Genomic DNA, 21,040 nt, shown 5'->3' with positions numbered 1-21,040 from the left:
CGCAGCCCGTGCTTTTGGGGCCGAGCGCCTGGGGACGTAAAGAATGAGCACATCCATTATACTCTTGTGTCTCGTGGTGCTTGGCGCGCTGGCCTATGTGGCCGCCCGCAGCCGAGCCACGGCACTTGCCGGGGGCAAGTCTTCCGTGCTGCATTCGCGGCCGGGTTATTACGGCGCTTATGCCGCCATCTGGGCCATCCTTCCGGCCCTGATCGTTCTCTGTGTCTGGCTCGCCGCCAGCCCAGGCATCATCGAATCCACCGTCCGCGAATCCTTTCCCGATGATGTGAAGGCGAAGACCACTGCCGAGCAGGATCTGAGCTACAGCATGGTCGCGACCGTCGGCCGCGGCCTGAACCTGCTCACATCCGAAGAAGTCACGGCAGTCGGCTCCGACACCAAGGCAGTTCAGGCCAAGCTCAACGAGAAGGGCGTTCCGCTCGCCGGTGAGCCGCAGCCCTACATGCTCGATGCCGCCAAGCTGCTGAATGCCGAAAGCGCTTCCAGCCGTCTGATCATGAGCGCGATCGTGCTCGTACTTGCCGTCGGCGGCGCGCTCTACGCCCTGCGCGGCGTCAAGCCACGCTTCAGGGCCCGCAACCGCGTCGAGCGCGTCATGCTCTGGGGCCTGTTGCTGTCTTCGTCTATCGCCATTCTGACGACCATCGGCATCGTTCTGTCGATGCTGTCGGAAGCCATTCGCTTCTTCGCCAGCGTTCCCGCCGCGGACTTCTTCTTCGGCACCGTCTGGGATCCGCGCTTCGCGGGTGCCGGCAGCTCGTCCTTCGGTCAGTTCGGCCTGATCCCGCTGTTGCTCGGCACGCTCTACATCGGCGCCGTCGCCATGCTGGTCGCCGTACCGGTCGGCCTCTTCGCCGCCATCTACATGGCCGAATACGCTTCGCCGAAAATTCGTTCGCTTGCCAAGCCGCTGCTCGAAGTTCTGGCCGGTATCCCGACCATCGTCTACGGCTTCTTCGCGCTCGTCACCGTCGGCCCGTTCCTGCGCGATCTGTCGTCGCAGGTCAGCGGTCTTCTGACCGGCGACTACACGAACTTCATCCAGGCACAGAGCGTTCTGACCGCCGGTATCGTCATGGGTATCATGCTGATCCCTTACGTGTCCTCGCTGTCCGACGATATCATCACCGCCGTGCCGCGTGCGCTGCGTGACGGTTCGCTCGGCCTCGGCGCCACGCGCTCCGAAACCATCAAGAAGGTCGTGCTTCCCGCCGCTCTTCCGGGCATCGTCGGTGCGCTGCTGATGACCGCATCGCGCGCCATCGGCGAAACAATGATCGTCGTGCTTGCAGCCGGTGTTGCCGCCCGCATCCAGATCAATCCTTTCGAGCCGATGACGACGGTGACGGTCAAGATCGTCAACCAGCTGACGGGTGACCTCGAGTTTACCTCGCCGCAGACGCTGGTCGCCTTCGCGCTCGGCATTACCCTCTTCTTCATCACGCTTTGCCTCAATATCTACGCGCTCTACATCGTGCGCAAATACCGGGAGCAGTACGAATGACGAATATTGTTTCTCCCGTTGCAGGCATCACTGTCTCCAAGGCTCCAGCACGCCGCGACATCGGCATCAAGCGCCGCTATGCCGCAGAACGCCGCTTCCAGGCCTATGGCATCGCTGCCATATCTTTCGGCCTGATCTTTCTGGCGATCCTGCTCTCGACGGTCATCCGCCAAGGCTATACCGCCTTCCAGCAGACGGCGATCACGCTTCCGGTGGAATTCACCGAAAAGACGATCGACCCGAGCAACAAGCGTGCAACCGATCCGTCGGTCCTCGTCTCCGCCAACTATGGTGCCCTGCTGCGTGACGCCATCGTCAAGCAGCTGAATGTGAACGCCTCGAGCCGTCCTGACGTCCGCGATGCTTCGGCCATGCTCTCCAAGGGCGCTCCGATCCAGCTGCGCGACATGGTCGTTTCCGACCCGTCGATCATCGGCAAGAGGGTCAATGTCACGGTGCTTGCCGACGCCAATATCGATAGCGCCAGCAAGGGCCAGATCGATCTCTCTGTCGACGAGAAGAACCGCAAGGTGAACGACAAGCAGGTCGGCTGGATGAACGAGCTGAAGGCGAGCGGTGCTCTCTTCAAGCAGTTCAACACAGGCCTCTTCGTCAATGGCAATTCCAGCCGTCCGGAAGCGGCAGGTCTGGGCGTCGCTCTCATCGGCTCGCTCTACCTGATGCTGATCGTTCTGGTTCTTGCTCTGCCGATCGGTGTCGCCGCCTCGATCTATCTTGAGGAGTTCGCGCCGAAGAACAAGCTGACGGATCTGATCGAGGTCAATATCAACAACCTCGCTGCTGTTCCGTCGATCGTCTATGGTCTGCTCGGCCTCTCCGTCTTCATCAATTTCATGGGCCTGCCGCGTTCCGCATCGCTGGTCGGTGGCCTGGTGTTGACGTTGATGACGCTGCCGACCATCATCATCGCCACCCGTGCTGCGTTGCGTGCCGTACCGCCGTCGATCCGCTCGGCCGCTCTCGGTCTCGGCGCATCGAAGATGCAGATGGTGTTCCACCACGTGCTGCCGCTCGCCATGCCGGGCATCCTGACCGGCACCATCATCGGCCTGGCGCATGCGCTCGGCGAAACCGCGCCCCTGCTGCTGATCGGCATGGTCGCCTTCGTCGCCAATGCGCCGACCACGCCGCTCGATCCGTCCACGGCACTTCCGGTCCAGGTCTATATGTGGGCCAACGAAGCCGAACGCGCCTTCGTGGAGCGTACCTCGGGTGCCATCATCGTCCTGCTCCTGTTCCTGATCGTCATGAACATCGGAGCCATCCTCTTGCGCCGTCGCTTTGAGCGCCGCTGGTAAACGGAGTAGAAACCCATGAACATGTTGACAGAAGCAGCAGTTGAGAAGGCTCTGGACCAGAAGATGAACAGCATCCCTTACAAGATGATCGGCCAGGACGTTTCGGTCTATTATGGCGAGAAACGTGCGCTTTTCGACGTCAAGCTGAACATCCGTGAAAACACCGTGACCGCGCTTATCGGCCCGTCCGGCTGCGGCAAGTCCACCTTCCTGCGCAGCCTGAACCGTATGAACGACACGATCGACAATTGCCGCGTTACCGGCAAGATCACGCTCGATGGCGATGATATCTACGATCCGGATATCGACGTCGTCGAATTGCGCGCCCGCGTCGGTATGGTGTTCCAGAAGCCGAACCCGTTCCCGAAGACGATCTACGAAAACGTCGCCTACGGCCCCCGCATCCACGGCCTCGCCAAGTCGAAGGCCGACATGGACCAGATCGTCGAAACCAGCCTGCAGCGCGCCGGCCTCTGGAACGAGGTCAAGGACCGTGTGCATGAATCCGGCACCGGCCTGTCTGGCGGCCAGCAGCAGCGTCTCTGCATCGCCCGCGCCGTCGCGGTCTCGCCTGAGGTCATCCTCATGGACGAACCCTGCTCGGCGCTCGATCCGATCGCAACCGCAAAGGTCGAGGAGCTGATCCACGAGCTGCGCGAAAGCTACACGATCGTCATCGTGACGCACTCCATGCAGCAGGCGGCCCGCGTCTCGCAGCGCACCGCCATGTTCCACCTCGGCAACCTCGTCGAGGAGAACGACACCGACAAGATGTTCACCAATCCGGACGATCCGCGCACCCAGGACTACATCATGGGCCGCTTCGGCTGATCTTTGGCGTCACGACTTCCGATAGAGACACTCAAGGACATTTCCCATGGCATCGACACATATCTTTTCTGCATATGACGAAGATCTGAAGTTCCTGACCCGCCGCATCTCCGAGATGGGCGGTCTGGCGGAACAGATGGTCTCCGACGCTGTGCGCGCGCTGGTCAATGGCGACGGCGCACTGGCGCAGAAGGTCATCTCCGACGACGTGATCCTCGATCACGCCGAGCGCGAGATCAACGACAAGGCGATCGTCACCATCGCCCGCCGCCAGCCGATGGCGTCGGACCTGCGCGAGATCATGGGGTCGATCCGCATCGCCGCCGACCTCGAACGCGTCGGCGATCTCGGCAAGAACACCGCCAAGCGCGTCATCGCCGTGCAGAGCACCGGCGTTCCGCGCAAGCTCGGCCGCGGCCTGGAGCATCTCTCCGAACTGGCGCTCGTCCAGCTAAAGGAAGTGCTCGACGTTTACACGACGCGCGCCGCCGACAAGGCGAAGTCGATCCGCGAGCGCGACGAGGAAATCGACGCGATGTACACCTCGCTGTTCCGCGAGCTCCTGACCTATATGATGGAAGATCCGCGCAACATCACCAGCTGCACGCATCTGCTGTTCTGTGCCAAGAACATCGAACGCATCGGCGACCACGCCACCAACATCGCAGAAACCATCTACTACATGGCGACCGGCGCCCAGCCGGAGGGCGAGCGTCCGAAGGACGACACCGCCAACACCGTCGGCGCGGTCACGGAATAATATCCGGACCGGGCCTCAGGAGACAGAACAGAATGATCCCGAGAGTTGCAGTCGTTGAAGACGAAGAAGCACTGAGCGTGCTTCTTCGTTACAATCTCGAAGCCGAAGGTTTCGAGGTCGACACCATCCTGCGCGGCGATGAGGCGGAAATCCGCCTTCAGGAGCGGACGCCGGACCTTCTTATCCTTGATTGGATGCTGCCTGGCGTATCAGGCATCGAGCTTTGCCGCCGGCTGCGCATGCGCCCGGAGACCGAGCGTCTGCCGATCATCATGCTGACGGCGCGCGGCGAGGAAAGCGAACGCGTTCGCGGCCTGTCGACCGGCGCCGACGACTATGTCGTCAAGCCGTTCTCGACGCCCGAGCTCGTCGCTCGCGTCAAGGCGATGCTGCGCCGCGCTAAGCCCGAAGTTCTCTCGACCGTGCTGAAATGCGGCGATATCGAACTCGACCGCGAGACGCACCGCGTTCATCGCAAGACCCGCGAAGTCCGTCTCGGACCGACCGAGTTTCGCCTGCTGGAATTCCTGATGGCCTCTCCCGGCCGCGTCTTCTCGCGCTCGCAGCTTCTGGATGGCGTCTGGGGTCACGACATCTATGTCGACGAGCGCACCGTCGATGTCCATGTCGGCCGTCTGCGCAAGGCGCTGAACTTCTCCAATATGCAGGATGTCATCCGCACCGTTCGCGGCGCTGGATATTCGATGGAAGCTTGAAGCTTTCGGAATTGAGACACAAAAAAACGGGCCGTAAGGCCCGTTTTTCGTTTGTGCTTACCCGGCTCAGTTTGCCCGGGCTGCTGCCCTGCGGCGCTCGTTGACCGGTTGGTAGGCCAGACGCTGGTGGTAGGTGCAGTAAGGCGAAGAATCCGGGCTTTCGCAGCCGCAGAAGTGGAAATCGTCCTTCAAGGGATCGCCGACCGGCCACTTGCAGGTGCGCTCGGTGAGCTCCGTCAGGCCGAGACGGCGGGAAATCGGGACGATCACGTTCTTGGCGGGACGGTATTCCATCTCCTCCATCACGTCGATTTCGATCTCTTCCTTCAGCATCGTCGCGCCCTGCTGGCGGGTGACCGTACGGGTCGTCGCCAGACGCGATGCGTAGGTTGGGGCGCGGGGTGCTGCCGCCGTACGCTTGGGAGCGCGGGCAGCCGTGGCGTTGCCGCCGGCCTTCGCACGGCCCGGCAGCGCCAGACGGTGAACCTTGCCGATAACGGCGTTACGGCTGACGCCGCCAAGCTGGGCAGCGATCTGGCTCGCGCTCAGCCCTTCGGACCACAGTTTCTTGAGTTTCTCGACCCGCTCGTCTGTCCAGTTCATGCCCTGTGTCTCCGCCGTTTAAGCGTTGCGAAGGCAGAATCCCTCACTGTTTGCCCCGGACGAATCCGACACAAGAAACGCTTGACTAATTTTGGTGACTAGTTCCGCCGCATGCAGTCTAGTAATTGAGTTTTAACCTAGTGTGAGGCTGACTCCGTGACAAGAGTCGCAGGAATCCGGATGAATCGAATTCGGGGTTTTCCCCAACTTGCTTCCCCTGAGAGTCATTTCTGCAACATTAGCTGTTGATAAAACGCGACATTGCTTGAGCGTCTCTCAGAAGCCACGAAAGCCGCAGTTTTGTTGACATTGCAGTGCGAAAAGTAAATAGTGCAAGTCGCCGCCGAAAGGCGGCATTTTTAATTTTTCGGACCTGGTTTTTAGCCGGAGTCCGGTTGCCCGTAAGTTGACAGGAGACCGCGCCATGGCTGAAGCCGCGCCGCTATATGATACCTATTCTCGTGCCCCATTGCGGTTCGAGCGAGGTGAGGGCGTGTGGCTGATTACCGAAAGCGGCGAACGATATCTGGATTTCGGTGCCGGCGTCGCGGTGACCTCGGTCGGCCACAGCAATCCGCATGTCGTGGATACCCTGAAGGCACAGGCCGACAAGGTCTGGCACCTGTCCAACATCTATGAAATCCCCGGGCAGGAAAAGCTCGCCAGGCGGCTGACGGAGGCGACTTTCGCCGACAAGGTGTTCTTCACCAATTCCGGCGCGGAAGCCCTGGAATGCGCGATCAAGACCGCACGCCGCTACCAGTATTCGAAGGGCCATCCCGAGCGTTTCCATATCATCACGTTCGAAGGCGCCTTCCACGGCCGGACGCTGGCGACGATCGCTGCAGGCGGGCAGGAAAAGTACCTCGAAGGCTTCGGCCCCAAGGCGCCTGGCTTTGACCAGGTGCCCTTCGGCGATATCGACGCTGTGCGCGCCGCAATCACCGATGCGACCGCAGGCATTCTGATCGAGCCGGTTCAGGGCGAGGGTGGCATTCGCCCTGTGACCACCGAGTTCATGAAGGCGCTGCGCGCGCTCTGCGACGAGAAGGGCCTGCTGCTCATTCTCGACGAGGTCCAAACGGGCGTCGGCCGTACCGGCAAGTTCTTTGCCTATGAGTGGTCCGGCGTGACCCCTGACATCATGGCTGTCGCCAAGGGCATCGGTGGCGGCTTCCCGCTCGGCGCCTGCCTGGCAACGGCGGAAGCTGCGTCCGGCATGAAGGCCGGCACCCACGGCTCGACCTATGGCGGCAACCCGCTCGCCATGGCTGTTGGCGGCGCTGTGCTCGACATCGTCCTTGCCGAAGGCTTCCTGCAGCATGTCCGTGACGTCGCTCTGGTCTTCCGCCAGGGCCTGGCATCGCTCAAGGACCGCTATCCCGATGTGATCGAGGATATCCGCGGCGAGGGCTTGCTGCTCGGTATCAAGGCCGCCGTTCCCTCGACTGAACTCCTGGCTGCCATCCGCGGCGCCCACCTGCTCGGCGTACCTGCCGGTGACAATGTCGTGCGCCTGCTGCCGCCTTTGGTCGTCACGGCGGAGGAAGCTCGCGAGGGTCTCGCCCGCATTGAGCAGGCCGCCGAAAGCATTCGCGCATCGAAGGCCAAGAAGACGGCTTGAACGGATAGATGCCTTCCGGGGCAAACAGGTAAGGACGACATGGCTTCCCCCAAACACTTCCTCGATCTTTCGGCGATGAGCTCTGCCGATCTGCGAGTCATCATGGACGACGCGATGCTGCGCAAGCAGGCATTCAAAGCAGGCAAGGGCGACAAGCCGCTGGCCGGCAAGATGCTGGCGATGATCTTCGAAAAGCCTTCCACCCGGACGCGCGTTTCCTTCGATGTCGGCATGCGCCAGCTGGGCGGCGAGACGCTGTTCCTCTCGGGCACGGAAATGCAGCTCGGCCGCGCCGAGACGATCGGCGACACAGCCAAGGTTCTGTCGCGCTACGTCGATGCGATCATGATCCGTACGACCGAGCATCACCGGATGCTGGAGCTGGCCGAACACGCGACGGTACCGGTGATCAATGCGCTGACGGATGATACGCATCCCTGCCAGATCATGGCCGATATCATGACCTTCGAAGAGCATCGCGGCCCGGTCAAAGGCAAGACGATCGCCTGGACCGGCGACGGCAACAATGTGCTGCATTCGCTGGTCGAAGGGGCTGCCCGCTTCGGCTATCGCATGAACATGGCGGTACCCCTTGGTTCCGAGCCGAAGGATCACTATCTGAACTGGGCCCGCAATGAGGGCGCCGAAATCATGCTCAGCCATGATGCCGACCGTGCGGTCGAAGGCGCCGATTGCGTGGTAACCGATACCTGGGTCTCCATGAATCAGGAACATCGGGCTCGCGGTCACAACGTCTTCCAGCCCTATCAGGTCAATCAGGCTTTGATGGCGAAAGCAGGCAAGGATGCATTGTTCATGCATTGCCTGCCCGCCCATCGTGGTGAGGAAGTGACGGACGATGTGATCGATGGCCCGCAATCCGTGGTCTTCGATGAAGCGGAAAACCGTCTTCATGCGCAGAAGTCGATTCTTGCATGGTGCCTGGGCGCGATCTGAACCATATTGGACGCCACATCCGGCCTGATGGCCTGGTGGCCGCGCGAGCGGGAAGACAGCTTGGTCTGCCGCTCTGACGACTAGGAGTAAGACCATGGCAGACACAGCCGCCGCTCTCAACGAGCTTCATTTCGCCGGCGATGATCACGTCGTCCCATTTCAGGTTGAAGGCCTGGATGTGCGTGGCCGCGCCGTCCAGCTCGGCCCGATGCTCGACGCCATCCTTGAGCGCCACCACTATCCCGCACCCGTCGCCCGGCTTCTGGCCGAAGTCGTGGTCCTGACGGTTCTGCTCGGCACGTCGCTGAAATTCGAAGGCAAGTTCACGGTACAGACCAAGGGCGATGGCCCGGTCGACCTGCTTGTTGCCGATTTTGCGACACCGGAGAACGTGCGCGCCTATGCGCGTTTCGATCAGGCGCTGCTCGATCAGGCGATCGCCGACGGCCAGACCGAACCCGAGCAGCTGCTCGGCAAGGGCGTGCTGGCGTTCACCATCGATCAGGGAAAGTTCAGCCAGCCCTATCAGGGCATCGTCGAACTCGACGGTACCTCGCTCGAGGATATTGCCGGCGTCTATTTCCGCCAATCCGAGCAGATCCCGACGCGCGTCCGTCTGGCGGCTGCCGAACTTCTCGACCGCGACAGCAGCGGCAAGCCGCGGCATCGCTGGCGGGCAGGGGGGCTCGTCGCCCAGTTCCTGCCGGAAGCGCCCGAGCGCATGCGCCAGCCGGACCTGCATGGCGGGGATGGCGATGAAGTTGCGACAGGTCTGAAGGAAGATGACGCCTGGGCAGAAGCCCGCGCCATGGTCGAGACCATTGACGCCGATGAGCTGACGGATCCGCTGGTCGGAACCGAGCGGCTGCTCTATCGCCTGTTCCATGAGCGCGGCGTCCGGGTTTTCGAGGCCAAAAAGGTCTACGACCGCTGCAGCTGTTCGCGTGAAAAAATCGGCGGCGTTCTGAAGGGCTTTTCGGCGGAGGAGATCGAGGCCAGCCAGGAGAACGGCGAGATCGCCGTGACCTGTGAATTCTGCTCGACCACCTATCGTTTCGAGCCGGCAGAGCTGCAGCCGGCCGAATGACGGTCAGTTCAGCACTCTGAGAAGGCCGGGCGAATCCAGGGAGAAGGCGGGTATCTCGACATCGAAGAGCTCGCCTTCGTCCGTTTCCATCTGGTAATGGCCGAACATCAGCCCCGATGGCGTATCGAGCGGGCAGCCGGACGAATATTCATAGGTATCGCCGGGCTCCAGCCGTGGCTGCTCGCCGACGACTCCAGGTCCCGTCACCTCGTCGACCACACCGTTCTGGTCCGTTATGTTCCAGTAACGGTTGACGAGTTTGACTGACAGGCCGGAATTGTTGCTGATGACGATGCGGTATCCCCAGACATAGCGATCGTCGTCCGGATCGGATTGCTCCTCCAGATAAAACGGCTCGACAACAACTTCTATATCGCGTGTGAGGGCCCGGTACATGCCTTACACCTTAGTCAGGATATCTTACTCGTATCTTATACGGCATTGGCTCCGTCAAGAAATGCCACCGTATCATCAGCCAAATACAGGCGATTGCACGCCGTTTTGATTGTTAATCCTAACATTCAAAGTTAATGACTCTAATAAAGCAGAGCTGACTGAAGCTTTAGGTGGGGCGGGCCGCCGGACCGGCAAGTCCGGCGGCTTGCTGCTTAAGCCGGGATCTTCGACAGAGCCTGGGCGAAATCTTCCAGCAGATCGTCGGTATCTTCGATGCCCGCCGAAAGACGCACGGTGCCGGCCGAAATGCCGAGTTCGGCACGGGCCTCATCCGAAAGATTCTTGTGCGTTGTCGTTGCCGGATGGGTGATCAGGCTGCGCGTATCGCCGAGATTGTTCGAGATCGTTACCACGTCGAGCGCGTTCTGCAGCTTGAAGGCTGCGTCCTTGCCGCCCTTCAGCTCGAAGCAGACCAGCGTCGAGCCGCCGGTCATCTGCTTGGCGATGATATCGGCCTGCGGATGGTCCTTGCGGCCGGGATAAATGACGCGTGCAACCTGCTTCTGCTCGGCCAGGAAATCGGCAATCTTTGCGGCATTCCTGGTCTGCTGGGCCACACGCAGCGGCAGCGTCTCGATGCCCTTCAGGAGCGTCCATGCGTTGAACGGCGACATGGCCGGGCCAGTGTGGCGGAAGTAGTCGTGCAGGTGCTCGTCGATCCACGCCTTGTCGGAGAGCACGACGCCGCCGAGGCAGCGGCCCTGGCCGTCGATGTGCTTGGTCGCCGAATAGATGACGATGTGAGCGCCGAGCTCCAGAGGCTTCTGGAAGAGCGGCGTCGCAAAGACGTTGTCGACCACGACCTTGGCGCCGACCTGGTTGGCGAGCTTGGCAACGCCGGCGATATCCACGATCTCGAGTGTCGGGTTGGTCGGGCTTTCCAGGAAGAACACTTTGGTCTTCGGCGTGATCGCCTTTTCCCAGTTTTCCAGGTATCGGCCGTCAACGAGCGTGCATTCGATGCCGTATTTCGGCGCCAGCGTCTCGACCACCCAGCGGCAGGAGCCGAAGAGGGCGCGGGCCGCAACGATATGGTCGCCAGCCTTCAGCTGGCAGAGGATTGCAGCGGTGACGGCGGCCATGCCGGAGGCCGTGGCGCGCGCATCTTCCGCGCCCTCAAGTGCGCACATGCGCTTCTCGAACATGTCGTTGGTGGGGCTGCCGTAGCGGGCGTAGATGAAGCCTTCGGTCTCGCCCTTGAAGCGGGCCTCGGCCGCCTCCGACGTGTCGTAGACGAAACCTTGCGTCAGGTAGATTGCCTCCGACATCTCGCCATATTGCGAGCGCAGAGTGCCTCCGTGAACGAGTTGGGTTGCAGGGCGCCAGGACTTGCTCATGCCATCACCTCAAAAACAAAAAAACCGGCCGCAAAAGCAGACCGGTTTCATACCCGGTCTTTTTAGCCACTTGTTTAACGTGGCTGCAAGCCGACCGGCCAAATCACCACGGGATAAAGCTGCAATACTGCCGTTAGCTGCTTGCGTCAATTCCCCGTATTTGGTTTTGTCGGCCACGAACTATGGATGGAGCATGATGGCTCGCGAAACTGGAATTTTGGCCGATCGTGCCATTGCTGCGTTGTTTGAGACCGGCCGCCTGATCTCCGAACGGGAACTCGACCGTGACCAGATCCAGCCGGCAAGCCTCGACCTGCGCCTTGGCGCCAAGGCGTTCCGGGTGCGCGCCAGCTTCATGCCCGGCCCTTCGCATCTCGTCTCGGACAAGCTCGATCGCCTGAGCCTGCATGTCATCGATCTCTCCGAAGGGGCTGTCCTCGAAACCGGCTGCGTCTATATCGTTCCCCTGATGGAGCGTGTCGATCTGCCGGCCGGCATGTCGGCCTCCGCCAACCCGAAGAGCTCGACCGGCCGCCTCGATATCTTCACGCGCGTCATCACTGACTACGCGCAGGAGTTCGACAAGATCCCGGCCGGCTATTCCGGCCCGCTCTATCTCGAAATCAGCCCGCGCACCTTTCCGATCGTCGTGCGCCGCGGCTCGCGCCTGTCGCAGATCCGCTTCCGCGTCGGCCATTCCATTCTTGGCGAACCGGACCTTCAGGCGCTGCATGACAGCGAGACGCTGGTCGCCAGCGCCAAGCCGAACGTCTCAGGCGGCGGCATTGCCCTGTCGATCGATCTCGCAGGCGACAAGGAAGGCCTGATCGGCTATCGCGGCAAGCACCACACCGCCGTCGTCGATGTCGACAAGAAGGCCCAGCACGACATTTTCGATTTCTGGGAGCCGCTCTATAGCCGCGGCCGCAACGAGCTGATCCTCGACCCGGACGAGTTCTACATCCTCGTCTCCCGCGAAGCCGTGCACGTGCCCCCGCATTACGCCGCCGAGATGACCCCCTTCGACCCCTTGGTCGGCGAATTCCGCGTCCACTACGCCGGCTTCTTCGATCCGGGTTTCGGCCACGCTCCCGCCGGCGGTCGCGGCAGCCGCGCCGTTCTCGAAGTGCGCAGCCACGAGGTCCCCTTCATCCTCGAAGACGGCCAGATCGTTGGCCGCCTGATCTACGAGCACATGCTGGAAAAACCCGAAAGCCTCTACGGCTCCGGCCTCGGCTCCAATTACCAGGCCCAAGGCCTCAAGCTGTCGAAACACTTCCGCATCTGACCGCCTTGACACCGCCTCCCATCTGTTGGAAGGCTTCGGGCACGCGGGTGTAGCTCAATGGTAGAGCAGCAGCTTCCCAAGCTGAATACGAGGGTTCGATTCCCTTCACCCGCTCCATTTACGCACTTCACCCGCTCCAGTTTTCCCTGCACTTAAAATGAAATGAGCGGCCGGAGCCGCTCATTTGACGTTTTGATTTCCGGTTGCTCAGAACTCCGTCCAGTCGGCTTCCTTGCTTTCCGCCGCCGGGCTGCTCTTGCCAAAGGCGCTGGCGAGTTTCTGGCCGAGTGCGCGCGCCGGTGATGCGGCGGGCCTTGCGGTTCCTTCGTTGGCGACGCGGATCGAGGCTGGGCGCGGGTTGGCTGCGCGGGCCGGTGCTGGGCGGGGTGCTGCGGCCGGGCGGGGAGCGGAATGTGAGGCGGGTGCCGCGGCGGCAAAGCCACCGGTTCCGGTCAGCCTGAACTCCGAAAGAAGGTTGTTCAGCGATGCCGCTTCGGTTGCCAGGCTGTGGCTGGCGGCGGTGCTTTCCTCGACCATCGCGGCATTCTGCTGCGTGCCCTGGTCCATGGTGTTCACAGCCGTGTTGATCTCCTGCAAGCCGGTCGATTGCTCGCGCGCGGCCTCGGCGATGGCGTGGACGTGCTGGTTGATCTCCTGCACCTCCTGGACGATCGCATCCAGCGCCTTCCCGGTCTCGCCAACAAGCGCCACACCGGTCTGCACATGCGTGCCGGAATTGGTGATCAGCGCTTTGATTTCCTTGGCAGCATTGGCGGAACGCTGGGCGAGTTCACGGACTTCCTGCGCAACGACCGCAAAGCCCTTGCCGGCTTCCCCGGCACGCGCAGCCTCGACACCGGCATTCAATGCCAGCAGGTTGGTCTGGAAGGCGATGTCGTCGATGACGCCGATGATGTTGCCGATTTCCACCGACGACTGCTCGATCTGCTGCATCGCGCCGACCGCCTTCTGGACGATGGCGCCGGATTTTTCGGCGCCGCTGCGCATGCGTGTCACCAGCTCACTGGCTTCCTGAGCACGGCGGGCGGCATCTCGTACCGTTGTGGTGATCTGCTCGAGCGCTGCGGCCGTCTGTTCGACGGAGGCCGCTTGCTGTTCGGTGCGGCGCGACAGCTCGTCGGCCGAGGAGCGGATTTCGTTGGCACCTGCGCCGATGGCGCGGGCATTGGCGCCGACGGCATTCATCGTGCCGTTGAGCTTGCTGACCGAGCTGTTGAAATCGGCGCGCAGGCCTTCGAGATGCTCCGGAAAAGGAGTCTCGATATGGGCGACGAGATCGCCTGATGACAGGCGCTTCAGGCCATTTGCCAATTCGTCCACGGTGCGGGCGAGTTCGTTGGCTTCTCGGATCTTTTCGGCTTCGCGCTGGCGGCGCTCGTTATCGCTGAGATTGCGCTCGCTCTCGGCGCGCGCCTCGATCTGCTTGCGCTCGAGGGCGTTGTCGCGGAAGACGGCAAGTGCCGCTGCCATCTGGCCGACTTCGTCGCCGCGGTCGAGGCCGGGCACGTCGCGTTCCGTCTCTCCTTCGGCAAGCATTGTCATGCGCTCGCGCAGCTGCACCATCGGCCCGGCAATACCTGCCTGGGCGATGTAGAAGCCCAATGCCATCGCACCGGCGATCGATGCAGCAATGACGGCGAGGCAGATGTTGATCCGCGTGCGAACGGCAACGGACAGCGCATCGCCGCCATCGTTGAGCATCGACATCATCGCGTCGTTGTTGGCGGTCATTTTCGGTGTCAGGGCGTTCAGCTTTGTCGTCATCATGACAGCTGCCAACTGGGCGCTGGTCATGTCGCCGGATTTTCCAGCTTCGACGACTTTCGCCGACAGGGCTTCGATTTCGTCGATACCCTTCAGGAGCTCATCGATCGCGCTCTTGCGCGCCGGAACCAGATCGGAGGCCTGCTGCAGACGGTCGCGGGCCTGCGGGATCTTGCTGGGCACCGACAGAGCCGTCTTGAAGGCAGGCGTATCGGGCTTCATGTTCGAGAGCATGGTTGTCTGAAGAACGGAGGAAATCAGCGAAGCGCTGGCGCGCGAGCCCTGCATGGCCGCCAGTGCCTCATGATCGATGAAGGCACTGTAATTTGCGTCAGCGCGGAGGAATTCAGAGATGATATATCCCACACCGGCGACGGTGATCACGCCGAGAAGCGCGATGACGGAAAGGATCTTGGTCCGGATTTTCAGATGTTTGAGCATGGAAAAAGCCCGTTGCGTTCGGCGCGGCCTGTTGCTTGCCGCAGCGCGTTTGAAATCAATGTGTGAAACTCAGCGAAATCTGCTGCGGTTCTTGCGGCATTCCGAAATACCTCGGAGAGGCTCGACAGCGCGCATCATGCAAGCGGCGGGAGGGGGCCGGTGTCGTCGCCGGCGATAAGAATCCAGATTGCTTAATGCTGCCCTAACGCCGCGGGGCAAACCACAGAAAAGATGGCAAGCGATGCGCGGCTGGCAAATGATCCGGGCGGTCTATGCAGGTTTCCGGCAGGGCACGTGCGGGGTTTTGTCCCAGAAAAACGGATTGCTGCGAAGCTGCCAGACGGCACGCCACGCAGCCGCCGAGAGCATCAGCCAATAAAGCGGCAATGCCAGCCACCGCAGCCTGAGCGCCCGGCGCTCCCAGCGCGTCATCGCCTTGCGCCCAAGCAGGACGAAAAGCACGTAGCTGGCGATGACATTGCAGCTATCGACGGCAAGCAGGATCCAGTGGACCAGATCTTTCGCACTGTTGCGTTCGGCGAGGTCGAGCAAAGCCGCGCTTATGAAGAACAGCATCCACGGATGCGCGAGCGCAGACAAAAGCATTCCGGCGATCAGCAACTGAAACACCGCAAAGCCCGCGGGGCCCATCTCCCGCACAAGCAGTGCGGGATCGCGCATCAACACCAGCCACGTCTGCAGCCAGCCCTTGAACCAGCGGGTACGCTGGTGAAGCCAGGTCGCGGCAGTCACAGGCGCGTCTTCCAGCGTCTGGGAACTCAGCACGCCGCAGCGATATCCCCTGCGGTAAAGCCGCATGCCGAGGTCGGCATCCTCGGTGACATTGTGCGGATCCCAGCCACCTGTTTCTTTGAGGATGCTGGTCTTGAAGTGGTTTGAGGTGCCGCCGAGCGGCATCGGCAGGCGCATCAGGGCCAGCATCGGCAACAGCATGCGGAACAGCGCAGAATATTCGAGCGCAAACGCAGCCGATATCCAGGAGTCGCGGGCATTGGCGATGATCAACGGCGCCTGCAGGCAGACGACGTCATCAGGGGATGCCCGGAAGGTCGCATAGGCCTCGCGCAGCTGGTCCGGATGCGGCCGGTCTTCGGCATCGTAAACGGCGAGCAGCTCGCCGCGTGCCGAAGCGAGTGCATAGTTCAGCGCCTTCGGCTTCGTTCGCGGCCGGGCAGGCGGGACCTCGATGATTTCGAATTGTGTGCCGAGTGCCTGCGCCTTCAGCGCTGCGATCGTCTCGCGATCGTCAGCCTCGCAAACAAGCTTGATATCGAGTTTCGAGACCGGCCAATTCAGCCGCTTCAGGCAGGTGATCAGCTGCTCGGCGACCGCCGCCTCACGGTAGAGACCGACCATGACCGTATAGACAGGCAGCGGATCACCATCCGCTGTGCGGCGATTGAAACGCGGCACCGGCTTCTTGAGTGCCATGAAACGGATCAGCATCGATGCCAGATAGAACAGCGAAACGAAGATATGCGCTATGAGCAAGACATTGGCATTCGCCAGAATTCCGGCAGCAAGGGCCGTCACCGCCACACCGGCAATGAAACCCTGCTTTCCAAGCAGCACGATACGCGCGCTCACATCCGGGTCACGCTCGAAAAGTGTATTGACGCTCTGCTTCACCCGTCGCTGGGCGCCACGTTCCCAGATCGCCCTGCGCATCTCCGCCGGGGTGGTAATCAGCAGCTGCTCGCGCAAATCCGGGCGGGCGGCCAATCGCGCCTGCAGTGCTGGAATCTGCCGGGCTTGCGGCACGATCGCATGGGCATGCTGCGGCAGGTATTGGAGCTTGAGAACCTTGGTCTCGATAAGCTGCGTATCGAGGACATCACTGTCGTGAACGAGTTCCGGATTCAGCCGGTCGATAAACTCCAGCCGGAGCAACCGCGCCAATCCGGCATAATAGTTCTCAGCAAGAATCCAGCCGCTGGACAACAGTTCCTGCTCGATCGTCGTCCCGTTTTGCCGCGCCAGTCCGGCAGCCTCGGAGATCATCGGTTTCCCGATGCCAAGTTCCTGCAGAACGCGAGCCTCTGTGCGGAAAAGCTCATCGGCCTCAATCTCAAGGACGACCCGGTCATTCTGGCTGTGATTTGTTCGCAGGCGGTCGATGGCGCCGCCCGGCGCATATTCCCCGATACGCATGACTCTGATACACCGTCACCGAAGCGGCGACACCCTGCCCCTGATCCGAGGCTGGATAGTAATGACACAATCCTCAATTGCATCCCTAGCTTTTAAGGGATTGTTAACTTTTTGGTTGTCGCTGGTTGTGTTTTTTCCTGTGGCGGCCGGGGCGCAGCAGGCCTCGCCCTCTCTGCCTCTACTTTTCGATTCCCGCGAACGCCTTGCCAAGCCGGACCTCTCATCGCTGGTGCGGCTGCGATTCCTGACATCCGTGGATTTTCCACCGTTCAACTTTACCGATCAAAACGGAAAGCTGTCGGGTTTTAATGTCGATCTGGCACGCGATATCTGCAATGAACTCGAGATTGCAGATAAATGCGAAATCCAGGCCTTGCCCTTCGCCGATCTTGCGGAGGCGCTTGCAGCGTCGCAGGGCGACGCGGTTATCGCAGGCCTGGCGGTGACGCCGGATCTGCGCGGCAAGTTCACATTTTCACGGCCCTATCTGATGCTTCCGGCCCGCTTTGCCCGAAATGGCAAGGCAGAGATCAAGGGCGATACGGCAGCGGCACTGGCAGGCAAGCCGGTCGGTGTTGTCAAGTGGACTGTCCATGAAGCGATGCTCGCCGCCTATTTCCCGGCCATCAAGGCGGTGCCGTTCGACAACAAGGAAGCGCTGCTGACGGCTCTGAAGGACGGCAAGGTAGATGCTGCCTTTGCCGACGCGCTGCAGCTCTCCTTCTGGGTGTCGTCACAGGCATCGGCAAAATGCTGCTCGCTGTTCGATGGCCCCTATCCGTCGGAACAGTTCCTGGGCGAGGGCATGACGATCATGCTGCGCCGGAACGATGCGATCCTGACGGCTGCACTCGATCATGCCTTGGCGGCCCTGTCTCGAAACGGCCGCCTGCAGGAAATCTACCTGCGTTATTTCCCGAATGGTCTCTACTAGCCCTTGCGGAAGCGGGCAATCGCGCTGCGCTCGATGGCGGCGCAGGTGAGCTTGTCGAGGCCCAGCCGGTCGCGAAGCATGCTGAGCAAGCGCAATTCCTCGGCCTTGACCGAGAGATCGGCCGAGGCCACTTCGACGGCCAGCGCATAAGCGGTGTCGTAGAGCTTTGCCGGCAGCGTATCCTTGACCGTCTCCAGCACCACATCGAGTCCCTCGGGGCCGGAAAGCAGCGAAGCACAATCGCGGGCGATCGGGATCAGCTTGTCATCGTCGAAATCCCGGAAGACCGGCAGAAAGCCGATCAGCTGACCTATACGCTCCATCTCCCGATCGTTCATCGTGCTATCGACGGCCGATGCCATGACCATCACGTAGATCAGGGCGTCATGGGCGGAAAGCGGCTTGTTCATTCGGTCATTCCCTCTGTTCTCCCGAAGTTTAGGAATTGGTCTGTGTCATTACAAGGGATCGTCAGGTCGGATCGACGGGATTGTCGTCAAGCGGCGGATCGGCCGGCGGTGCAATCGGCGCACCCTTGCGAGGGTCGTCGCCGAAGATGCCTTTCTTGTCCGTCCTGGCCGTCTCGGAGACTGCCGCAAAGGCGGAGCCCGGCGCTGCTTCCGCCCAGCCGTTTTCGGCAAGCCATTCCGAAAGATCCTGCGTGCCGATCTTGCAGCTAGCCGTCGCCGTGCCCTTCCAGTTGGCGTCGTCTAGATCGCAGGTCACCGAGCGCAGGCGCAGGAACAGCCGGAAATTCGTCTTCGCCAGCATGCCGCAAGGCCAATCGCTGCCATCGCCATCCCTGCAGCTCTTGTCATCAGGCGTCGGCACGATACCGGCAAGCGCCAACTTCCGGTCGCCGAAGGCAAGCACGCCGGCGCTTTCGGCAACCGGCCTCGGCAGCACGGCACCCTTTTTCGGTTCGGGTTTCGGCTTTTCCGGCTCGGGCGCCGCAACGCGTTCCAAGGGCTTTCCGTCGACCGCTGCCGGATAGAACTGGCTGCCGTTGTCAACAGGTCTGGCATTCATGCTGACTTCGGGGGCAGGCGGCTTCTGAGCAGGCGGCGGTGCAGCACTTGCGGCCTCTGAGGCAGCCGGAGCGGGCGCTTCGCTTTCTATTGCCGCGCCATCACCCCCGGAAAACCGCTCCCGCCCGGCTGCCAGCATGCCCGCAACAATGGCGATCCCCGCAACAGCTGTCAGAAGTGCCGCAGGCCGCATGGAAGATTTTCCTATTGGCTGGCCCAGATGATGCGGGCAATCCAATCCACATCGGAGAGCTCGAATATCCGGTTCGGGTGTTCGGGGTTGAGCGACATCAACTCGATCGACCGCGGGCTCTGGCGCAAGAGCACTTTTGCCATCACCTCGCCCTCGCGCGTCTTGACGACGACGCGGTCGTTGCGGCGCACCTGCGCGCCGGGTTCGACGATCAGCACGTCGCCGTCGCGGTACAGCGGCATCATGCTGTCGCCCTGGACTTCGAGCGCGTAGACGCCGGCTTTTTGCGAGGGAGCAGCCGGGAATTCCACGACGTCCCAGCCTTGACCGGCCGGAAAGCCGCCATCGTCGAAAAAGCCGCCCGCCCCCGCCTGCGCGAAGCCGAGAAGCGGTATCGAGCTGCCCTGAGCCGGAAAGGCGCCCTCGGGAATGCCGGAAAAGCCGTTGGCCGGGCGCATGAAGGTCAGGAACTGCTCCATAGTTGCGCCGGTCGCATCCAGCACCTTGGCGATGGATTCGGTCGAGGGCCAGCGCATCCTGCCGTCAGTCGAAAGCCTTTTGGACTTGTTGAAGGAGGTGGGGTCGAGCCCCGCACGGCGGGCAAGACCCGAGGGCGTCAGGTCGTGCCGTTCGGCAAGCCTGTCGATCGCTCCCCAAATCTGCTCGTGTGACAGCATCGTGCCTGATCCTGCGCGCTGAGCGCTACTCTCCAGTCGGCGCAAAGATTAACGCCAAGCTCACGCATAGTAAAGAGGATAGAGGAATAAAATCCTGTTTTGGATCAGGCGACCATCGCCATGTTGATCTTGCCGAGCTGGATGACAGCCTGGGTGCGGCTATCAACATTGAGCTTGAGCAGGATGGCCGAGACATGCGCCTTGATCGTCGCTTCGGAGACGCCGAGTTCATAGGCGATCTGCTTGTTGAGCAGGCCTTCGCCCAGCATGGTCAGAACACGGCTCTGCTGCGGCGTCAGCGTATGCAGTCGGTGGATGAGATCAGCGACATCAGGGTCCTGTTCCTGCCCGTCGCGGTAATTTTCAGGTGTGGCGATATCGCCGGCCAGTACCGTCTGGATGCCACGGCGGATATCCTCGATGCCTGACGACTTGGAAATGAAGCCCGAAGCGCCGAGTTCCAGCGCCCGGCGGATCGTCGTCGCGTCGTCGGTGGCCGAGATGATGACGATCGGCAGGCTGGCGAATTCCGAACGCAGCGACATCAACCCGGAAAACCCGCTAACCCCTGGCATGGCCAGATCGAGCAGCATCAGGTCGGCATCAGGATGATCGCCGGCGGCAGCACGCGCCGCGCTGAAATCACCTGCCTCGATAATGGACTGTTGTCCGTCCATGCCGGATACGGCCTGACGCAGCGCATCCCGGAAAAGCGGGTGATCGTCCGCAATGATGATCGTCTGTTCGTGCATCGATCACTCCCTCCCAAGAGCCGATCCCGTCCTCCCACATGCGGCGGCGCGCGCCACACATGTCTCCATTCTTATATGACTATATCAAATCAGGTCTTTTGCGGAAGGGGCGCCGTCTTCTCATCCTCCTGGAATTGCTTCACCACGCCCATGAAGCTCTTCATCATCTTTTCCATGATGCTGATCGAGCGGTCGATCTCGGCATCCGAGGGCAGAGCCTTGTTGACGATGCTCTTGTTCTCAAGCGCGCCGACGCGCGCCGAGAGCCGGTCGAGTTCATCCTCGTAGGCGGCCCGCTCATCGGCGGCCATACGGCAGACCAGCGATCCCTCCTTCTCCTCGCAAAGCGACATCGCGCCGGTCTGCTTGTCGAGGCGAATGAAATGGTCGCCGCTGCGCTCCAGCTGAAAGCGCGCCGCGTCAGCTTCGGCGGCAGAAAGAGTGGCGGGGATAAGCAAGGCTGCAAGTCCGATTGCGATCGTCTTCATCAGATCATCCTCCGGATTTTGGGTGCGGCTGTCGTTTTTCGCCTGCGGGCCGTGGACATCGCCGTCT

Annotated in this window: 20 protein-coding genes, 1 tRNA gene and 1 riboswitch; of the genes, 11 read left to right on the top strand and 10 right to left on the bottom strand. The window is 61.5% G+C overall.

The annotated features are described in order from the left end of the window. Positions 1-43 precede the first annotated feature (43 nt). Genes pstC through phoB form a run of 5 tightly spaced genes read left to right on the top strand, consistent with a single transcriptional unit; the run spans position 44 to position 5,151 of the window. Positions 44-1,525 (top strand): phosphate ABC transporter permease subunit PstC, encoded by a 1,482-nt coding sequence (gene pstC / locus AC1DV9_RS07590; RefSeq protein WP_477947039.1) that lies wholly within the window; start codon positions 44-46, stop codon positions 1,523-1,525. Next, on the top strand, positions 1,522-2,844 hold the full coding sequence (pstA, locus tag AC1DV9_RS07585; RefSeq protein WP_477947037.1) for a phosphate ABC transporter permease PstA: 1,323 nt from the start codon (positions 1,522-1,524) through the stop codon (positions 2,842-2,844). Before pstC ends, pstA begins: the two co-directional genes overlap by 4 nt. A 15-nt stretch (positions 2,845-2,859) precedes the next feature. Then, positions 2,860-3,675, top strand: a complete 816-nt coding sequence (gene pstB, locus AC1DV9_RS07580) for a phosphate ABC transporter ATP-binding protein PstB (RefSeq protein WP_112385351.1) — start codon at positions 2,860-2,862, stop codon at positions 3,673-3,675. A 46-nt stretch (positions 3,676-3,721) separates the two neighbouring features. Next, positions 3,722-4,435: a phosphate signaling complex protein PhoU gene (gene phoU, locus AC1DV9_RS07575; RefSeq protein ID WP_112385352.1), complete on the top strand. Its 714-nt coding sequence runs from the start codon at positions 3,722-3,724 to the stop codon at positions 4,433-4,435. 32 nt (positions 4,436-4,467) lie between these two features. Beyond that, the gene (gene phoB / locus AC1DV9_RS07570; RefSeq protein ID WP_112385353.1) at positions 4,468-5,151 is read left to right on the top strand and encodes a phosphate regulon transcriptional regulator PhoB; all 684 of its coding nucleotides are present in this window, start codon (positions 4,468-4,470) and stop codon (positions 5,149-5,151) included. A gap of 66 nt (positions 5,152-5,217) precedes the next feature. Here the strand turns inward: phoB and AC1DV9_RS07565 are convergent, their stop codons facing one another. Beyond that, on the bottom strand, positions 5,218-5,754 hold the full coding sequence (locus tag AC1DV9_RS07565) for a GcrA family cell cycle regulator (protein WP_112385354.1): 537 nt from the start codon (positions 5,752-5,754) through the stop codon (positions 5,218-5,220). 424 nt (positions 5,755-6,178) lie between these two features. Between AC1DV9_RS07565 and AC1DV9_RS07560 the strand changes: the two genes are divergently transcribed. The 3 genes from AC1DV9_RS07560 to AC1DV9_RS07550 all read left to right on the top strand — a co-directional run bounded on the left by AC1DV9_RS07560 (position 6,179) and on the right by AC1DV9_RS07550 (position 9,422). Beyond that, the gene (locus tag AC1DV9_RS07560) at positions 6,179-7,378 is read left to right on the top strand and encodes an aspartate aminotransferase family protein (protein ID WP_112385355.1); all 1,200 of its coding nucleotides are present in this window, start codon (positions 6,179-6,181) and stop codon (positions 7,376-7,378) included. A 39-nt stretch (positions 7,379-7,417) separates the two neighbouring features. Continuing rightward, positions 7,418-8,335: an ornithine carbamoyltransferase gene (gene argF, locus AC1DV9_RS07555; protein WP_112385356.1), complete on the top strand. Its 918-nt coding sequence runs from the start codon at positions 7,418-7,420 to the stop codon at positions 8,333-8,335. Between the two features lie 94 nt (positions 8,336-8,429). Continuing rightward, positions 8,430-9,422, top strand: a complete 993-nt coding sequence (locus AC1DV9_RS07550) for an Hsp33 family molecular chaperone (RefSeq protein ID WP_477947035.1) — start codon at positions 8,430-8,432, stop codon at positions 9,420-9,422. A 3-nt stretch (positions 9,423-9,425) separates the two neighbouring features. Here AC1DV9_RS07550 and apaG read toward each other — a convergent pair whose 3' ends face one another. Together apaG and AC1DV9_RS07540 are read right to left on the bottom strand one after the other, a co-directional pair. After that, positions 9,426-9,818 carry a Co2+/Mg2+ efflux protein ApaG gene (apaG, locus tag AC1DV9_RS07545; protein WP_112385358.1) on the bottom strand — a complete coding sequence of 131 codons (393 nt, stop codon included), beginning with the start codon at positions 9,816-9,818 and terminating at the stop codon, positions 9,426-9,428. Positions 9,819-10,030: 212 nt separating this feature from the next. Next, positions 10,031-11,215, bottom strand: a complete 1,185-nt coding sequence (locus AC1DV9_RS07540) for an O-succinylhomoserine sulfhydrylase (protein WP_477947033.1) — start codon at positions 11,213-11,215, stop codon at positions 10,031-10,033. A gap of 41 nt (positions 11,216-11,256) precedes the next feature. Beyond that, positions 11,257-11,335, bottom strand: a riboswitch (SAM riboswitch). Positions 11,336-11,408: 73 nt separating this feature from the next. On the opposite strand from AC1DV9_RS07540, the gene AC1DV9_RS07535 reads away from it, so the two are divergent. Together AC1DV9_RS07535 and AC1DV9_RS07530 are read left to right on the top strand one after the other, a co-directional pair. Then, positions 11,409-12,503 (top strand): 2'-deoxycytidine 5'-triphosphate deaminase, encoded by a 1,095-nt coding sequence (locus tag AC1DV9_RS07535; RefSeq protein WP_162698720.1) that lies wholly within the window; start codon positions 11,409-11,411, stop codon positions 12,501-12,503. A 43-nt stretch (positions 12,504-12,546) separates the two neighbouring features. Continuing rightward, a tRNA-Gly gene (locus AC1DV9_RS07530) sits at positions 12,547-12,620 on the top strand. A gap of 90 nt (positions 12,621-12,710) precedes the next feature. Here the strand turns inward: AC1DV9_RS07530 and AC1DV9_RS07525 are convergent. Beyond that, positions 12,711-14,729 carry a methyl-accepting chemotaxis protein gene (locus AC1DV9_RS07525; protein ID WP_477947031.1) on the bottom strand — a complete coding sequence of 673 codons (2,019 nt, stop codon included), beginning with the start codon at positions 14,727-14,729 and terminating at the stop codon, positions 12,711-12,713. 270 nt (positions 14,730-14,999) lie between these two features. Continuing rightward, positions 15,000-16,901: a glycosyltransferase family 2 protein gene (locus AC1DV9_RS07520; RefSeq protein ID WP_477947029.1), complete on the bottom strand. Its 1,902-nt coding sequence runs from the start codon at positions 16,899-16,901 to the stop codon at positions 15,000-15,002. A 61-nt stretch (positions 16,902-16,962) separates the two neighbouring features. Between AC1DV9_RS07520 and AC1DV9_RS07515 the strand changes: the two genes are divergently transcribed. Beyond that, the gene (locus AC1DV9_RS07515; RefSeq protein WP_477947496.1) at positions 16,963-17,835 is read left to right on the top strand and encodes a transporter substrate-binding domain-containing protein; all 873 of its coding nucleotides are present in this window, start codon (positions 16,963-16,965) and stop codon (positions 17,833-17,835) included. Here AC1DV9_RS07515 and AC1DV9_RS07510 read toward each other — a convergent pair. From AC1DV9_RS07510 to AC1DV9_RS07490, 5 genes are all read right to left on the bottom strand, one after another. Next, positions 17,832-18,245, bottom strand: a complete 414-nt coding sequence (locus AC1DV9_RS07510; protein WP_112387497.1) for a tellurite resistance TerB family protein — start codon at positions 18,243-18,245, stop codon at positions 17,832-17,834. The two genes, AC1DV9_RS07515 and AC1DV9_RS07510, sit on opposite strands and share 4 nt — an antisense overlap. 61 nt (positions 18,246-18,306) lie before the next feature. Next, the gene (locus AC1DV9_RS07505; protein WP_477947027.1) at positions 18,307-19,056 is read right to left on the bottom strand and encodes a thermonuclease family protein; all 750 of its coding nucleotides are present in this window, start codon (positions 19,054-19,056) and stop codon (positions 18,307-18,309) included. A gap of 11 nt (positions 19,057-19,067) precedes the next feature. Beyond that, on the bottom strand, positions 19,068-19,733 hold the full coding sequence (locus tag AC1DV9_RS07500) for a S24 family peptidase (RefSeq protein ID WP_477947025.1): 666 nt from the start codon (positions 19,731-19,733) through the stop codon (positions 19,068-19,070). A 104-nt stretch (positions 19,734-19,837) separates the two neighbouring features. Further along, positions 19,838-20,485: a response regulator gene (locus AC1DV9_RS07495; RefSeq protein ID WP_477947023.1), complete on the bottom strand. Its 648-nt coding sequence runs from the start codon at positions 20,483-20,485 to the stop codon at positions 19,838-19,840. A gap of 89 nt (positions 20,486-20,574) precedes the next feature. Next, positions 20,575-20,973 carry a hypothetical protein gene (locus tag AC1DV9_RS07490; protein WP_477947022.1) on the bottom strand — a complete coding sequence of 133 codons (399 nt, stop codon included), beginning with the start codon at positions 20,971-20,973 and terminating at the stop codon, positions 20,575-20,577. Between the last annotated feature and the right edge of the window lie 67 nt (positions 20,974-21,040).

It is taken from the genome of Rhizobium sp. 01L410, assembly GCF_056400165.1.
Note: the sequence above shows the minus strand (reverse complement) of the source record. Positions and strands in the feature narration are given on the sequence as shown.

Bases quoted from the DNA above. Each gene is read 5' to 3' on its own strand.
- AC1DV9_RS07565 (WP_112385354.1), bottom strand. From the start codon at position 5,754: ATGAACTGGACAGACGAGCGGGTCGAGAAACTCAAGAAACTGTGGTCC.
- AC1DV9_RS07515 (WP_477947496.1), top strand. From the start codon at position 16,963: ATGACACAATCCTCAATTGCATCCCTAGCTTTTAAGGGATTGTTAACT.
- argF (WP_112385356.1), top strand. From the start codon at position 7,418: ATGGCTTCCCCCAAACACTTCCTCGATCTTTCGGCGATGAGCTCTGCC.
- phoB (WP_112385353.1), top strand. From the start codon at position 4,468: ATGATCCCGAGAGTTGCAGTCGTTGAAGACGAAGAAGCACTGAGCGTG.
- AC1DV9_RS07540 (WP_477947033.1), bottom strand. From the start codon at position 11,215: ATGAGCAAGTCCTGGCGCCCTGCAACCCAACTCGTTCACGGAGGCACT.
- AC1DV9_RS07535 (WP_162698720.1), top strand. From the start codon at position 11,409: ATGATGGCTCGCGAAACTGGAATTTTGGCCGATCGTGCCATTGCTGCG.
- AC1DV9_RS07520 (WP_477947029.1), bottom strand. From the start codon at position 16,901: ATGCGTATCGGGGAATATGCGCCGGGCGGCGCCATCGACCGCCTGCGA.
- phoU (WP_112385352.1), top strand. From the start codon at position 3,722: ATGGCATCGACACATATCTTTTCTGCATATGACGAAGATCTGAAGTTC.
- AC1DV9_RS07510 (WP_112387497.1), bottom strand. From the start codon at position 18,245: ATGAACAAGCCGCTTTCCGCCCATGACGCCCTGATCTACGTGATGGTC.
- AC1DV9_RS07495 (WP_477947023.1), bottom strand. From the start codon at position 20,485: ATGCACGAACAGACGATCATCATTGCGGACGATCACCCGCTTTTCCGG.
- AC1DV9_RS07505 (WP_477947027.1), bottom strand. From the start codon at position 19,056: ATGCGGCCTGCGGCACTTCTGACAGCTGTTGCGGGGATCGCCATTGTT.
- apaG (WP_112385358.1), bottom strand. From the start codon at position 9,818: ATGTACCGGGCCCTCACACGCGATATAGAAGTTGTTGTCGAGCCGTTT.
- AC1DV9_RS07550 (WP_477947035.1), top strand. From the start codon at position 8,430: ATGGCAGACACAGCCGCCGCTCTCAACGAGCTTCATTTCGCCGGCGAT.
- AC1DV9_RS07525 (WP_477947031.1), bottom strand. From the start codon at position 14,729: ATGCTCAAACATCTGAAAATCCGGACCAAGATCCTTTCCGTCATCGCG.
- AC1DV9_RS07500 (WP_477947025.1), bottom strand. From the start codon at position 19,733: ATGCTGTCACACGAGCAGATTTGGGGAGCGATCGACAGGCTTGCCGAA.
- pstC (WP_477947039.1), top strand. From the start codon at position 44: ATGAGCACATCCATTATACTCTTGTGTCTCGTGGTGCTTGGCGCGCTG.
- AC1DV9_RS07560 (WP_112385355.1), top strand. From the start codon at position 6,179: ATGGCTGAAGCCGCGCCGCTATATGATACCTATTCTCGTGCCCCATTG.
- AC1DV9_RS07490 (WP_477947022.1), bottom strand. From the start codon at position 20,973: ATGAAGACGATCGCAATCGGACTTGCAGCCTTGCTTATCCCCGCCACT.
- pstA (WP_477947037.1), top strand. From the start codon at position 1,522: ATGACGAATATTGTTTCTCCCGTTGCAGGCATCACTGTCTCCAAGGCT.
- pstB (WP_112385351.1), top strand. From the start codon at position 2,860: ATGAACATGTTGACAGAAGCAGCAGTTGAGAAGGCTCTGGACCAGAAG.